Annotated in this window: 17 protein-coding genes; all 17 read left to right on the top strand. The window is 34.6% G+C overall.

Translation table 11 applies throughout. The features are described 5' to 3' along the window. Positions 1 to 60 precede the first annotated feature (60 nt). Positions 61 to 882, top strand: coding sequence for a creatininase family protein (locus tag BN3326_RS19890; protein WP_070000998.1), 822 nt, complete (start codon positions 61 to 63; stop codon positions 880 to 882). Positions 883 to 1,113: 231 nt separating this feature from the next. Further along, complete coding sequence (locus tag BN3326_RS19885; protein ID WP_070000997.1) at positions 1,114 to 1,542, top strand: VOC family protein; 429 nt, start codon at positions 1,114 to 1,116, stop codon at positions 1,540 to 1,542. Between the two features lie 427 nt (positions 1,543 to 1,969). After that, positions 1,970 to 2,566, top strand: a complete 597-nt coding sequence (locus BN3326_RS19880; RefSeq protein ID WP_070000996.1) for a DUF6273 domain-containing protein — start codon at positions 1,970 to 1,972, stop codon at positions 2,564 to 2,566. Positions 2,567 to 2,615: 49 nt separating this feature from the next. Beyond that, positions 2,616 to 3,107, top strand: coding sequence for a pyridoxamine 5-phosphate oxidase (locus tag BN3326_RS19875; RefSeq protein WP_070000995.1), 492 nt, complete (start codon positions 2,616 to 2,618; stop codon positions 3,105 to 3,107). A gap of 494 nt (positions 3,108 to 3,601) precedes the next feature. Further along, positions 3,602 to 4,474 carry a M23 family metallopeptidase gene (locus BN3326_RS19870; protein WP_070000994.1) on the top strand — a complete coding sequence of 291 codons (873 nt, stop codon included), beginning with the start codon at positions 3,602 to 3,604 and terminating at the stop codon, positions 4,472 to 4,474. 368 nt (positions 4,475 to 4,842) lie between these two features. After that, positions 4,843 to 5,256, top strand: coding sequence for a GNAT family N-acetyltransferase (locus BN3326_RS19865; RefSeq protein WP_070000993.1), 414 nt, complete (start codon positions 4,843 to 4,845; stop codon positions 5,254 to 5,256). A gap of 316 nt (positions 5,257 to 5,572) precedes the next feature. Next, positions 5,573 to 5,746 carry a DUF2281 domain-containing protein gene (locus BN3326_RS21800; RefSeq protein ID WP_141722962.1) on the top strand — a complete coding sequence of 58 codons (174 nt, stop codon included), beginning with the start codon at positions 5,573 to 5,575 and terminating at the stop codon, positions 5,744 to 5,746. Continuing rightward, positions 5,746 to 6,129: a type II toxin-antitoxin system death-on-curing family toxin gene (locus tag BN3326_RS19860; RefSeq protein ID WP_171903875.1), complete on the top strand. Its 384-nt coding sequence runs from the start codon at positions 5,746 to 5,748 to the stop codon at positions 6,127 to 6,129. Before BN3326_RS21800 ends, BN3326_RS19860 begins: the two co-directional genes overlap by 1 nt. A 256-nt stretch (positions 6,130 to 6,385) precedes the next feature. Then, positions 6,386 to 7,000, top strand: coding sequence for a class I SAM-dependent methyltransferase (locus BN3326_RS19855; RefSeq protein ID WP_070000991.1), 615 nt, complete (start codon positions 6,386 to 6,388; stop codon positions 6,998 to 7,000). 221 nt (positions 7,001 to 7,221) lie between these two features. Beyond that, a complete protein-coding gene (locus BN3326_RS19850) occupies positions 7,222 to 7,818 on the top strand; it encodes a hypothetical protein (protein WP_141722961.1) in 597 nt (198 codons plus the stop codon). A gap of 217 nt (positions 7,819 to 8,035) precedes the next feature. Further along, on the top strand, positions 8,036 to 8,641 hold the full coding sequence (locus BN3326_RS19845; protein ID WP_070000989.1) for a GrpB family protein: 606 nt from the start codon (positions 8,036 to 8,038) through the stop codon (positions 8,639 to 8,641). A 315-nt stretch (positions 8,642 to 8,956) separates the two neighbouring features. Beyond that, a complete protein-coding gene (locus BN3326_RS19840; protein WP_070000988.1) occupies positions 8,957 to 9,277 on the top strand; it encodes a hypothetical protein in 321 nt (106 codons plus the stop codon). Positions 9,278 to 9,622: 345 nt separating this feature from the next. Continuing rightward, positions 9,623 to 10,198, top strand: coding sequence for a GNAT family N-acetyltransferase (locus BN3326_RS19835; RefSeq protein ID WP_070000987.1), 576 nt, complete (start codon positions 9,623 to 9,625; stop codon positions 10,196 to 10,198). Between the two features lie 325 nt (positions 10,199 to 10,523). Beyond that, positions 10,524 to 11,336, top strand: coding sequence for a hypothetical protein (locus tag BN3326_RS19830; protein WP_070000986.1), 813 nt, complete (start codon positions 10,524 to 10,526; stop codon positions 11,334 to 11,336). Between the two features lie 24 nt (positions 11,337 to 11,360). Continuing rightward, a complete protein-coding gene (locus BN3326_RS19825; RefSeq protein ID WP_070000985.1) occupies positions 11,361 to 11,705 on the top strand; it encodes a helix-turn-helix domain-containing protein in 345 nt (114 codons plus the stop codon). Between the two features lie 206 nt (positions 11,706 to 11,911). After that, a complete protein-coding gene (locus BN3326_RS19820) occupies positions 11,912 to 12,727 on the top strand; it encodes a class I SAM-dependent methyltransferase (protein WP_070000984.1) in 816 nt (271 codons plus the stop codon). A gap of 196 nt (positions 12,728 to 12,923) precedes the next feature. Then, on the top strand, positions 12,924 to 13,583 hold the full coding sequence (locus BN3326_RS19815; protein ID WP_070000983.1) for a hypothetical protein: 660 nt from the start codon (positions 12,924 to 12,926) through the stop codon (positions 13,581 to 13,583). The last annotated feature ends 122 nt before the right edge of the window (positions 13,584 to 13,705 follow it).

The raw sequence follows: 13,705 nt of genomic DNA, 5'->3' as shown, positions 1-13,705 counted from the left end.
TGACAGTGTCCATTTCTAATTGGCAAGATTAAATAAGAAAGCGATTTTGGAGGCTAGTATATGAACTATTCAATATTTAAAGATACAATGGCTGATATGACCTATCTAGAAATTGAGAGGTTAATAGAGGAGGAAGCAGTTGTTTTGTTTCCAATAGCAGTTATTGAGGAACATGGGCCTCACTTACCACTAGGTACTGATACATATCTTACATATGCGGTTTTAAAACACATAAAAAAATCACTTGAGGGGATGGGGATAAAATCTGTTATAGCTCCACCTTATTATTGGGGAATTAATGTTGCGACTGGGGGATTTGCAGGATCATTTACAGTAAAGGTTGGTACAATGAAGGCGGTTATTAAAGACACTATAGAATGCCTTGAACAATGGGGATTCAAAAGGGTATATTTTCTAAACATGCATGGTGATTTTTTACATAGTAAAACCATACTTGATATCACTAGAGAGATATATGAATCAGATGTAAAAATAAATGTATACGATATTATACCTCAATTTTTTGCTAGTCTAGTTGGGTTGGAAGGAAATGAAGTATATGTTTTAGTACAAAGAGATGAAGATGTCAGAAACAGACAGCCACAGCATTACCTTGATATACATGCCGGAGGTGTTGAAACAAGTTTAATGTTAGCTGAGTTTGATGAATTAGTAGATGAGAATAAAGCTAGAGAATTACAATCCTCTAAAACCACATTTGAGCTATTGAGAAAATGGCAACGAGGTGGAGAAGAAGCGAAAGAAGTTACCCCGCTGGGTTATTGTGGGGACCCATCTAATATATCTATAGAAGATGCAAAAAAATTCATTTTAGAGTTTACTAGTATGACAGCAGAACTAATTAAAAGTACAAGAATTTAGTGAATCTAAATGGGTCAACGGACAACGACATATAACAATGCACTCAAGTTCGCTTTGGCTGGTTAGGGGCATTCTTTTTTAGAAGTTGCAGCCAAAGCACATTTCTCAACCTAAGATAGGAGCTATCTAAGGATGAGAAACGTCTTGAGTGCGAGGACATTAGATGACAGTGCGTACTAGTTTGATATAACGAACTAAGCATTATTTATATTAAGAGAAGAGGTAATCAAAGTGAAATTAGGAATAGGATTATATGTTAGAAACAGTGTGGATGCTGTCGAGCTTTACAGAGAAGCATTTGGTTTGGAATTAGGGTATCATGTAAAAAACTCTAACGGAACATACTTTCATTCAGAACTTTATAAAAATGGACAAGAAATCTTTTCAGTGGTCGAATCATCAAACGACAATATACAAGAACATACGGTGCAGCTGGGCATCAGTTTTGATAACGGGGATGAGGTGCAAAAAGCATATGCCCTTTTAAGTGATGGGGGAACTATTAAAACACCGATAGGCCCAATGCCATGGACTCCTTGCGCAGCTGAAGTTATTGATAAATTTGGTGTGTTGTGGTATATAACTGCTCCACAACACCGCCCTCCTGATGACTATGATCCAGGTAAGCCTTGGGATCCAAGTATGTACAAGAAATCATAACACTTATTTAAAATATAATATGAAGCTGATTTGGTTCATTATTTTTTTATAATGCGAAGATAAGTCAACAAAGTCTTTTTATGAAGCAAATGATAAATGTATAGTTTATGGTAAATTCCGTACGCACCATCATCTAACAATGTGTTCAAGTTCGCGCAGAGGGTGAAGTCGCTGGAGCAGAGCAGCGCACACCCTAGATACCAAGCCAAGTCTGGTTAAGTATCTAGGGCGTTTTGAACACGGGGACGTTATCGGAAAGATGAGGCAAAGGCGGACACGTTCATGACGGATTTTGAAAGATTGACAATAAAATTTTAAATATTCCATACAATGTCTATAGCATATAGCTAAACTGGAATTTGTTTTGGGGTATCTTTGGAGAATATGGCGAACAAGAGATTATTTATATTAGGTATGGGAGGTAAATATGCAAGTAGGAGATAAAATATCATTTGGCTGTTACGATTGGCGAGTGCTTGACATACAAAACGATGTAGCACTGATTATAACTGAATGTATTATAGAACAGCGTGCTTACCATGATGCTTATAAAGATATAACATGGGCAGATTGCTCATTAAGAAAATATCTTAACGGTGAATTTTATAACAAATTCAATGCAACTGATAAAGCAAGAATAATACCAGTATCAAATAAAAATCCCGACAATCAATGGTATGGTTCAAAAGGTGGAGAAGATACGCAAGACAAAATATTTTTATTAAGTATTGAGGAAGCAGTATGCCAATATTTCGGTGATAGCAGTTCAAAACTGCTAAATCCGGGGAAAAATCAAAGATATTGGTTCGAAAGAAAAGACCAAAATAATAGCAAGCGAATTGCCATGTATAAGAGTGGAATGCGGTGGTGGTGGCTTCGGTCGCCTGGGCGCGTTAATATAAAGGCCGTATACGTTCACGGTGATGGTAATATAGGTATCCAAGGAAACAATATATTGAAAGGCAACATCAGCGAAGTTATGTATAGAGGCGGTGTTCGCCCCGCTTTGTGGCTGAAACTGTAATATAATTCGCCATGCTATAATGACGAAAAATTTAGAGGAGGAGTTAAGGATGAGCAGATACGAAGAAGGATTAAGATTAATAGAAGAAAGTTGCGGCAACGGAAAGGATAATGTCATTGCTCTCTCAACCATCGCAATGGAACCGAGCACTGACGGAATCCCCTGTCCTTATGTCCGTGATGTGAACGCTTATTATGAAGACGGCGTGTTTTATGTTACTACTTGGGCAAAATCAAATAAAATGCAGCAGATAGCTCAAAACAAAGAGGTTGCATTTGCGGTTTGTTTCGAAGGGATTTCCGGTAGTGGAATTGGCGAAAATCTCGGATGGGTTTTAGACCCGAAAAATGCTGAAATAAGGGCTAAACTTCGCAAAGCATTTATCGATTGGTATGACCAGGCAAACAATGAACAGGATGAAAACTGCGTTATTTTGGCAATCCGCATAACAAGAGGCATGATATTTAGAGACCACGGTGCTGTGCGTTACAATATGGACTTTGTGAATAAGTTAGAGACTGAAGAAGGAAAAATAAGGTAAAGAATTAAACGATATCTAAATGAGCATTCTCCTTAGTACACTTTATTAGCATAAGGTGTACTTGACAAATTCCAATTGATCAGTAAGATCACGAGTGCAAAGGATATTTTGATAAATGATAATTTATAATTTATAATTCAGGGTCGTATTATTCATATTATGCAAATAGATTATAGGTAGTAGATAGGTGAATTTTAAGTCCCCGACGTTTAGTCCTACTCTAGCTTAGGGGTGCCTCATACATCCGATAACAATGCAGTCAAGTTCGCTTTGCCTGTTTTGGATCATTTCTTCGAAGTAGCAAAGCACATTTATCTGCCCAAGATAAGAGCTATCTAGGGCTGATAAATGTCTTGAGTGCGAGGACGTTATAGGAAATAGTGATATCGGGGTTGTTATTTGGGGTCTATTATGGAAAACAAGACTAATACATAATAGCAGATAAATACGAAGTGAATATTATTTATTTTTACTAAATATGGAAAGGGGTTATGATGTACTATTTATATCAGTTTTCTAAAACTGCAAAGTATATAGGTGTAGTTAGTTTAGTATCAACTCTTTTTAGTGATTTATTGATTTTCAAACTGCTTTGCCTGTTTGGACTATTTACATTTGTAGAGATAGCTTTAAATTTCTCAGTTTTTAAATGTTCAGTTTTGCAAACTATTGGTATATTTAAAGTAAATAAAAAGTTTGGAAATGAAGTTCCCGCTATATTTAACTACAAAAGTGAAATTGAATATACATTACCTTTTGAAGGAAAGTGGTTAGTTGTAAATGGTTGCTATACGAAAGAATTCTCACATTCTTGGGATATTCCAACTCAGCGATATGCTTATGATTTCATTATATTAGATGAAGAAGGAAAATCTTATCGAAATGAATTTAATCAATGTGAAAGCTATTACTGTTATGACAAAAATATTTTAGCTCCAGCCGATGGTATAGTAGTTGAAATATCAAATGATGCAAAGGACAGTTTGATATTTAAAAATGGAAAGTTTTTTTCAAAATCACCTCATATTGCTGGAAACTACATTGTTATAAAACACTCTGAAAAGGAATATAGTACCTTTGCTCACTTGAAAAAGGATAGCATAACTGTAAAGGTTGGAGATAGTATTTCAAGGGGAGATATTGTTGCAAAGTGTGGAAATACAGGAAACTCAACAGAGCCACATTTGCACTTTCAACTACAAACAGGTCAAAGTTTTTATAATAGTGCAGGTTTACCAATAAAGTTCAATAATATTAAACTTACTATCGCTCCCAATTATGAAAGATTTGATCATAGACTATCTATGCCAAAGGAGCAAATTTTAGAAGGGTACATTTCTCGTGGATACAATGTTTCTGCTAATTAGAGGTATACGAAAAATGAGCGGTATCTTATGGGCTTGTGTCACTTTATTCATAAAATATGTCACTACTTCCTATAACAATTCACTCAAGTTCGCTTTGGCTTCTTAGGGTCACTCTTTTTTAGCAGCTGAAGCCAAAGCACATTTCTCAGCCTAAGACAAGAGCTATCTAAGGCTGAGAAATGTCTTGAGTGCAGGGATGTTATCTGAAATGCATCCAGGGGAATTGCTTGTCCATAGTAGTGAAAAAAATTCTGTTACACTTTTTGAGACTTTTTAAAATCTATTTATAGGAGCTGTAATAAAGTAAAAATTGATCATGATTTAGAAAAATTACGTACATTTGTAAATTATGTTTGGAGGTTAGAAGAATGAGATTCTTAGAAACAATAACAGCTGAGCAATTTTGTGACATACAGGAATCTGTAGGTTTTGGGCGTCCCAATCTATTACAAATTGAGAGAGCAATAAAAAATAGTCTGTATATTGTTTCGGTTGAAGTAGATGGACAGGTAGTAGGCATGGGGAGATTGATTGGAGATAATTCTAGAATCGTATATATTCAGGACTTATTTATAAATCCTGCATACCAGAGGAAAGGTATAGGAACAGAAATCATTAACCGTCTGTTAAACTATATAAAAATTAATGCTTTACCAAACACAAGTATAACTGTTGGACTTATGTCTGCTAAAGGCAAAGAAGATTTTTACACCAACCTAGGCTTCAGATTGCGTCCAAACGAAAAAGAGGGTAATGGTATGATGATGAATATAAGAATATAAATCTCTAAAATACATATAACTGCAATTTAAGAATAAATAAGGAACGATTTGTGGAATGATGGGAAGCAAAAGTGCTAGGATGTTTGGCAATCATAGTGATTTCCAGTCCATGGGATGTGGCACTCCAGATAACAATGTATCTCCGTTTGCTGCGCCCACCTCTTCGCTGGGTGCAAGCACAGCCTTCGAAGAATATCTCTGTGGGTCCAGCTCCAAGACGTCGACAATGCAAAAACGTTATCTGCAATTTAGACCTAGTATTATTTCAATTTATTCTGTATAATTTTATTAAGAAAACTAAGAAGTAGGTGAGGGTATGTCTCTAGCAGAGAAATTATTAGATGTTTTTATGAAATTACCAGAAGATAAGAAAGAAGAAGCTATTGATTTTATCGAATATTTAGATATGAAGAATCAGAAAGAATTAGAAAAAATGATGGATAATGTTATTATAGAAAATAAGGAAGCATTAAAGGAATTAAGTAAATGATGAAGTCAATTGATTTGGACAATATTATAGTATTTCATAATAAAATTATTCAACAAACAGGAGGGAGCCATGTACTTAGGGATAGAAATTTAGTTGAAAGTGCTTTAAATAAAGCCGATGTAACTTATGATGGAAAAGACTTATATCCAACTGTTGAAGAAAAAATTGCAGCAATAACATATTCTTTAATTCAGAATCATGGATTTGTTGATGGTAACAAGCGAATAGGTATAGCAATAATGCTTTTTTTGTTAAAGCTGAATAATATAGGAATAAAGTATACTCAACAGGAGCTTATAGATTTAGGATTAGGAACTGCAGCAGGAGATTATAAACAAATTAATATACTTCATTGGATAAAAGACCGTAAACATTTTGACTAACAGTTTATGGTCTTTTGTGTTATGAGAGGGTTTAATTAAATCAAAACATTAAATAATAGTTACTGCAGATAACAATGCTCTCAAGTCCGCTTTGTCTATTTTGGGTCATGCCTTGGAAGAAGCCAAAGCACATTCCTCAGCCTAAGATAGGAACTATCTAAGGCTGAGAAACGTCTTGAATGCGAGGACGTTATATGACATTGCACACTAGGTTAAAAACAATTATATGAATATCATATTTTTATAGGGGGTATACATGAAGGACTATAACGAGTATTCAAAGATTGCATACAATAACAAAGCAGATAATTATAACGATACACCGGAGGGTAAATTTACTAAGAAGTTTAAAGATTTATTGTGCAAGATTATAGTTCTAAAGAAAGGTATAAATATTCTAGATGTTGCCTGTGGTAACGGAACTTTATTGAAAATGCTATCAGTAAAGAATGAAATTCATGGATATGGTATCGATATATCTGATAAGATGGTTAGTAATGCAAAGAAGAATTGTAGAGATATGGTATTTAAAGTGTCCGGTTGTGAAGAGATACCTTTTGAAAGTGATTTTTTTGAGCTAATGACAGTTTGTGCTGCATATCATCATTTTCCAGATACCGACTCTTTTGCAAGGGAAGCAGCAAGAGTACTAAAGAAAAATGGTTATTTATACATAGCAGAGATTTATCTCCCGCCTATTTTAAGGGTTTTATGTAATCCATTTGTCAAGTTATCCAAGGAAGGTGACGTCAAGTTTTATTCGCCGAAAGAAATAGTGAGCTGCTTTGAAATGCATGGATTTCAATGTAGTAAGGTAGTGAGAAGTGAGAATGTACAAATCGTTTGTATGCAGAAGAAACATAGAAGCTAACAAGGAGTTTATTGGTAGCTTCCTTGTGCAACATCATATAACAATGTATCTCCATTCGCTACGCCCACCTCTTCACTGGGTGCGAGCACCCAGTGAAGAGGTGGGCTCTGAGGGTACAGTTCAGAGACGGCGGAGATACGAGGACGTTATGTGACAGTGTCAACTAGGCTTTTATTACTAGATAGAGTAATTGCTAAGCTGAGGGGGAGGAGAAGGGAATGATGAAAAAGATCATAGTTGTTAGTATTATAATTGCAATTATGTTATCGGCATGTAGTAATACTATTAAGCCAATTAAAGTAAAAGAAACAGAATTTGATTTATCAGAAGCAGAAATAATACTGAAAAAAGCCTGGAAGCCAGTTAATGAGATAACAAACTCTAAATTTGAAACTAGACCTAATATACCTATAAAGTCCAGCAATGAATTTTTTAATATATATGATTTCTCATATATGGAAGAGCAGAGGTTAAGAGTACACATATTCGAGGTCATTGTTGATCTTGATAATAATGGGAAAGTGGTTACAGATAATAATGGGAACTTAGTTTTTGGTGAAGGGAATATTATAAACTATATTCCAACAATTTATGATAAGGGTGTTAGTATTAAAAGGGCATATATTAAAGAAACAAAATATAAAGAGGAATATTCAAGCTTAGATAAAATAGAGTTAGTAATAGAGGAAGAAAGTAATAGTAAGATAATTGATATAGCATCAGAATTTCACAGAAAAAACTACTTTAGAAGAAATGAGCATGGAGAATGGATATTATATGATATCGAAGGAACAACAGCTATTGGATGGGAAAGATAATTTATAGTTCGGGGTTAATGAGAATTTCCGTTGACACCACCACATAACAGAGCATTGTCGTTCGCTGTGCACATCTCTTCTCTGGGTACAAGCACCGCCTTCGAAGAATATCTCTGTGGGTCCAGCTCCAAGACGTCGACAATGGGAAAACGTTAGGTGCCATTGTGCACTAGGTTAAACAGGATAGTATTTATCATCTTTGGTTATGGGGGTAAGAATGAAAAAAGAACTATCTCAAATGTCACTAGAAGAACTATGGGAGCTATTCCCGATCATTTTAAAAGAACACAACTCGTGCTATAAGGAATGGTACAAAAGTGAAAAGAGTAATATTTTTAGGTGTATTAGTAATGATTATATAAATAGAATTAATCACATTGGAAGTAGCGCTGTCAATAACCTAATAGCCAAACCAACTATAGATATTTTGTTGGAATTAAATAGAACAAGCGATATATCACAGATAATAGCAACGTTGGTCAATAATGGTTGGACATTAATGTCCAGTGAATTAGAACCAGAAGTGAAGTTTTCACTTAATAAAGGGTATACGCCAAATGGGTTTGCAGAAAGAGTATATCATCTTCATGTGCGTTATTTAGGTGATTGGAATGAACTATATTTTAGAGATTATCTTATTGAACATTATGAAGTTGCTGCAGAATATGGGCGATTGAAATTGAGTCTATGGAAAAAATACGAGAATAATAGAGATGGTTATACAGACGCAAAAACTGAATTTATTACTAATTTTACCGAGAAAGCGAGAAGGGAATATGCAGATCGCTATGTGCCAAAAAATACAAGAAAAACTTTAGGCTAATAGTAATTTCCGTGTACAATAGCACCTAACAATGCACTCAAGTTCGCTTTGGCTACTTAGGGTCACACCTTTTTAGTAGCCGAAGCCAAAGCACATTCCTCAGACCAAGATAAGAGCTATCTGGGGCTGAGAAACGTCTTGAGTGCGAGGACGTTCTACGAAATGGGGGCAGAGGACCGTGCCGTCCTGGCACGGATTGTGAAAGAATAGCCTTCGAAGTGTTGATCAGGGGAAAGACATTTGCAGTTTTTGATATGTCACATATGTTTTATATTGCGAAGTTGAGATTATTTATATTTGATGGAGGATGAGAATTTGAAAAAAATTGTTTTTTATATGCCAGCAATTATTTTTATTATTTTTTATGGATTGATAATAATTAGTACCGAACTTTCTATTTCACCTTTTGTATATGCATGGATTGCTTTATTTTTGATAAGCGGTATTTTGCTATCTAAAGGGGAATTTAGGAGTGGATTTTTAGGAATGCTGCCTGGTATTCATTTGATGTACATGAGTACCAAAGATACAGGACAAATTTTGCCTATAGAACTCCCCCTCGGTATTATTGTTGTGACTTTTTATTTATTATGTAGTGGCTTTATTTTCTATAAGAAAAAGAAATCAAAAAAATAACTTTGGTTTATCAAGGTTATAAGCATAATGTGATGTAGCTGTAATTCGTTATCTTTATATATTATGCATTAGTAATTTTAGGGAGATTGTCTACGGGGGTGGCGTCCATGCCGAGCTCTGGCTTCTCGGGTCGCCCCCATCTCGTAGAACAATGCACTCAAGTTCACTTTGGCTTCTTAGGGTAATATCTTTTTAGCAGCTGAAGCCAAAGCACATTTCTCAGTCTAAGATAAGAGCTATCTAAGCCTGAGAAACATCTTGAGTGCGGGGACGTTATATGAAAGAATTGACTAGTTTTTTTGGGGTATTGTTATTATTAAGCAGCGTAAAAAGGGGAAATAAATCATGATAAAAATTAGACATGCTGATATAACAGAAAAGTATAAGACATATGAATGGCTTTGCTTATCTGATACAGCTCAAATGCATATGGGTGAGCCAGATTATCCTAATAACCCTATTCCAAGTTGGGAGGAGTTTAAGGAAGGTTTTGAGAATTTTTATTATCAAGAAGAAACTAGGGGAAAAGGTTCAGTTATGATCATTCAAGATGATGGGAAAGATATAGGTTGTTTGTGTTATGCCTGTTTTCATCTTAAACCACAGAAAGCTGAATTGGACATTTGGCTTAAAGGAAAAGAATACTGTGGAAATGGTAATGGAACAAAAGCTTTGAAAGCATTATGTGATTATTTGGAGTCAAGTTACAATATTAAGGATTATATCATTAGACCATCAATAAAAAATTATCGTGCAGTTAGAGCATATGAAAAAGTTGGCTTTAAGAAAGTACAAGAAAATGAAAAAGAAAAAACGATTAATGAATTTTTGCTTCCAGAATTCTTAAATGAATATGGAGATGGCGATTATGGATTTGAAGATACTGCGGTACTTATAAAGACTAATTTAAACGCATTATAAGATGGGGTGTTGGTATATTCCGTCAATTCCATCATCTAACAATGCACTCAAGTTCGCTTTGGCTGGTTAGGGGCATTCCTTTTTAGAAGTTGCAGCCAAAGCACATTCCTCAGCCCAAGATAAGAGCTATCTAGGGCTGAGAAACGTCTTGAGTGCGAGAACGTTATCTGACATTGGTACTAGGCTTAAAACATAGATTATTTACATACTGTGCAATAGGAACTATTTGAAAAAGCAACCATGGGTTGACAGATTATAAAGTGTGCTTGGTAGTACGCAACCTTAGTTTTTACTATAATGAAGCTAAACTAAGGGGGAATGAAACATGTCAATTATTAAACAATATTGGAAACGAATACTGCTTTTAACCACTTTGACAATTCTCATTGTTTTAGGAAGGTACTTCATATATGCGTGGCAAAGAGTGCAAAAGGAAAATAATATCGTCTTACTAAAGATAAATGATGAGCAAGAAATATACATCTTAGGGACGATCCATTCAGCCCATTATCAAAAAAACTATAACTATTCATTGGCAGATATTAAGTATGCGATTGACACCATAAAGCCAGACTTATTGCTTATAGAAACCAGACAGGAAATCTTCGATTCTTTTAAAGCTTTAGATGGACCGTCGGAAATGATTTTTTCATGGTGTTATGCAAATGAAAATAACATACCTGTAAAGGGAATTGATTGGTGGTGTAGCGCTCCAAATATGAGAGCTAACAATAGCTTTAATACTGCTTATGACCGTCTGCGCGATGATGAGATATATAAAAATATACAGGCACTGTTGCCTGATAGAGGGAAAGTGCTGATCATTTGTGGAATGACTCACCGAGTTGCTCAAACAAAGCGGTTTATATGTGAAGGATATAATAAAATCAAGTTAATAGATTTTTGGGAAAGCTGCAGTGTAGTAAGTGCTGAATTATTTCATTATCCAAAAACAATGAAAGAAACATATAGAAGTAAAATCAATTATCTCAAAACAGATTTTATTGATGAAATTGAAAGGAATCAAGATTTATCTCAAAATGAAATTGATTATTGGCTTGAATTGAGCAAAAGTATGGCGGAAAGTAGTGAGCATTTCTTGAACGAAATCCTTAGTAAAGAAAAGCTTTATAAATAGTATTATTAGAAGGGATGAATAAACATGGATTTATGCGAAAGGTTGCTAACACTCAGAAAGAAAGCAGGACTGTCGCAGGAAGAACTGGCAAACAAATTAGGTGTTTCAAGGCAGGCAATTTCTAAATGGGAATCGGGTCAATCAAGTCCCGATATTAATAACATTATTCACATTGGAGAAATTTATAATGTAAGCACAGATTATATTCTTATTGAGAAAAAACAAGAGCAAAACGAAAGGACTGTGATTGAAGGTATAGATGTACAACTACCTAACAAAAAAAGTAGGCTTAACATAAATGGCTATGTATGGCTTGGCTTAGGGGTGCTGTCCATTAGCGTACTATATTTTATCACAAATTTATTATAAGTATAATCTTATAACTAGTGGGTCTTTCAGCGTGTAACGTCAGATAACAATGCACTCAAGTTCGCTTTGACTGATTACGGACACACCTTTTTAAAGGTTGAAATCAAAGCACATTCCACAACCTAAGATAAGAGCTATCTAAGGCTGTGGAACGTCGCAAGTATGAAACGTTAGACGAAATTTCTCTTTAGGAAGGATGTAAAATAGTGAATATTAATAATGAATTAAAACTTTATCAAAGAAGTAAAGATTCTATATGGACAGATGGTTATATATCAAAAAATATGTTAGCTGCGCATCTTGATTTAGATAATGATGCAGCAAGTAGGAACATAAATACTATTAATAAGACAATTAAGTGGATAGAAACTAAAATACCTAAAAACAGCAAGGTTCTAGATTTGGGATGTGGGCCTGGCTTGTATTCTTCATTATTATCAAAGAATGGATATTCTATTACTGGTGTTGATATATCAAAATGTTCCATATCCTATGCACAAAATAAAGCCATAGAAGAAGGCTTACCAATAAGTTATTTTTGTAAAGATTATTTAAAAGAAGATATTGGTACTGGGTATGATGCAGTAATATGTATTTATTGTGACTTTGGAGCTTTAATTCCTACCGAACAGGAAATTTTGTTAGATAAAATCTACAATATATTAAATGATGATGGTGTTTTTATATTTGACGTTTTTAAACCTGGTCTGTGTGATAACAAAAAGGAGAATAGAGATTGGCGGTATTCAACTGGTGAAGACTTTTGGAGCAGTGTCCCCCACTTATTATTAGAAGAGGTAAAACATTTTGTTGAACAAAATATTTGGGGAACAAAAACTGTAATAATTGAGAAGGATAAAAAACCTAGAGAATATATTACATGGGATAACTATTATACTATTAGTAAAATAGAAAAATTATTAAATAAAAATAAGTTTAAGCTGGTTTCTACCAATAATAATTTAATTACTGAGAATACGTTTGCAAGTAAAGATGTTATGTTTGTTGAAGCTAAAAAATAACATGGGATAAAGAATAATTCGTATAACAATGCACTCAAGTTCGCTTTGCCTATTTTGAGTCATACCTTCGAAGAAGCAAAGCACATTTCTCAGCCCAAGATAAGAGTTCTATCTAAGTCTCTGCCATGTCAGTCATACGGAGACGTTATATGATATTGTGCACTATTGCATTTAATATGTAGAGAGGGGAAGTCATTTGGAAGTTGATCATATTTTTATTTGTACAAAGAAGAAAGCTCCAGAGGGTGATTTGCTTGTAGATTTTGGTCTTATAGAAGGGTCTCAGAATACTCACTTGGGACAAGGAACTGCAAATAGAAGATTTTATTTTCAGAATATGATGGTAGAGCTTTTATGGATTGAAGATCTTACAGAGGTGCAAAACAAGCGTACTAAACCAATGAGACTCTATGAAAGATGTTTAGCTACTGTGAATAAGGTTTGTCCATTCGGAGTTGGGTTTAGACCTACAATAGAAAAAGAGGGATTTGTACCATTTAAAACTTGGGATTATCATCCAGCTTATTTGCCAGAGGTACTCAAGATTCAAGTGGCTGATGGTACACCATTGAGTGAGCCGATGTATTTCTATCTATCTTTTGCTAATAGGAAGGATACAGCTGATAAAGAAAGAGAACCAATGAAACACAGTATACCCTTAAAGGAAGTTACATCCGTTAGTGTGTATATAAATGTAGAAGATGACTTATCTGAAACAGCTTATATATTAAACGATCTTGGTAATGTACATATTAAAAAAGATAAGGAAAATCTTATGGTGTTAGAGTTTGACAAAGGAGTATTGAATCAATCTAAGGACTTTAGACCTCACTTACCATTAATTTTCAAATGGTAGATCTAGACCATAGCTAACTTCCGTGCATAACACCATATAACAAAATACTCGGGTGTCTGGAGTACGGAGACGTTATGCAACACCCCCTCTACATTAGGAAATAGGTAGGATAAAAAGATAAT

Origin of the sequence: Cellulosilyticum sp. I15G10I2 (assembly GCF_900095725.1) — a bacterium.
In the GTDB taxonomy this organism is placed as follows: domain Bacteria; phylum Bacillota; class Clostridia; order Lachnospirales; family Cellulosilyticaceae; genus FMMP01.
This window is presented reverse-complemented; position numbering and strand designations above follow the sequence as displayed.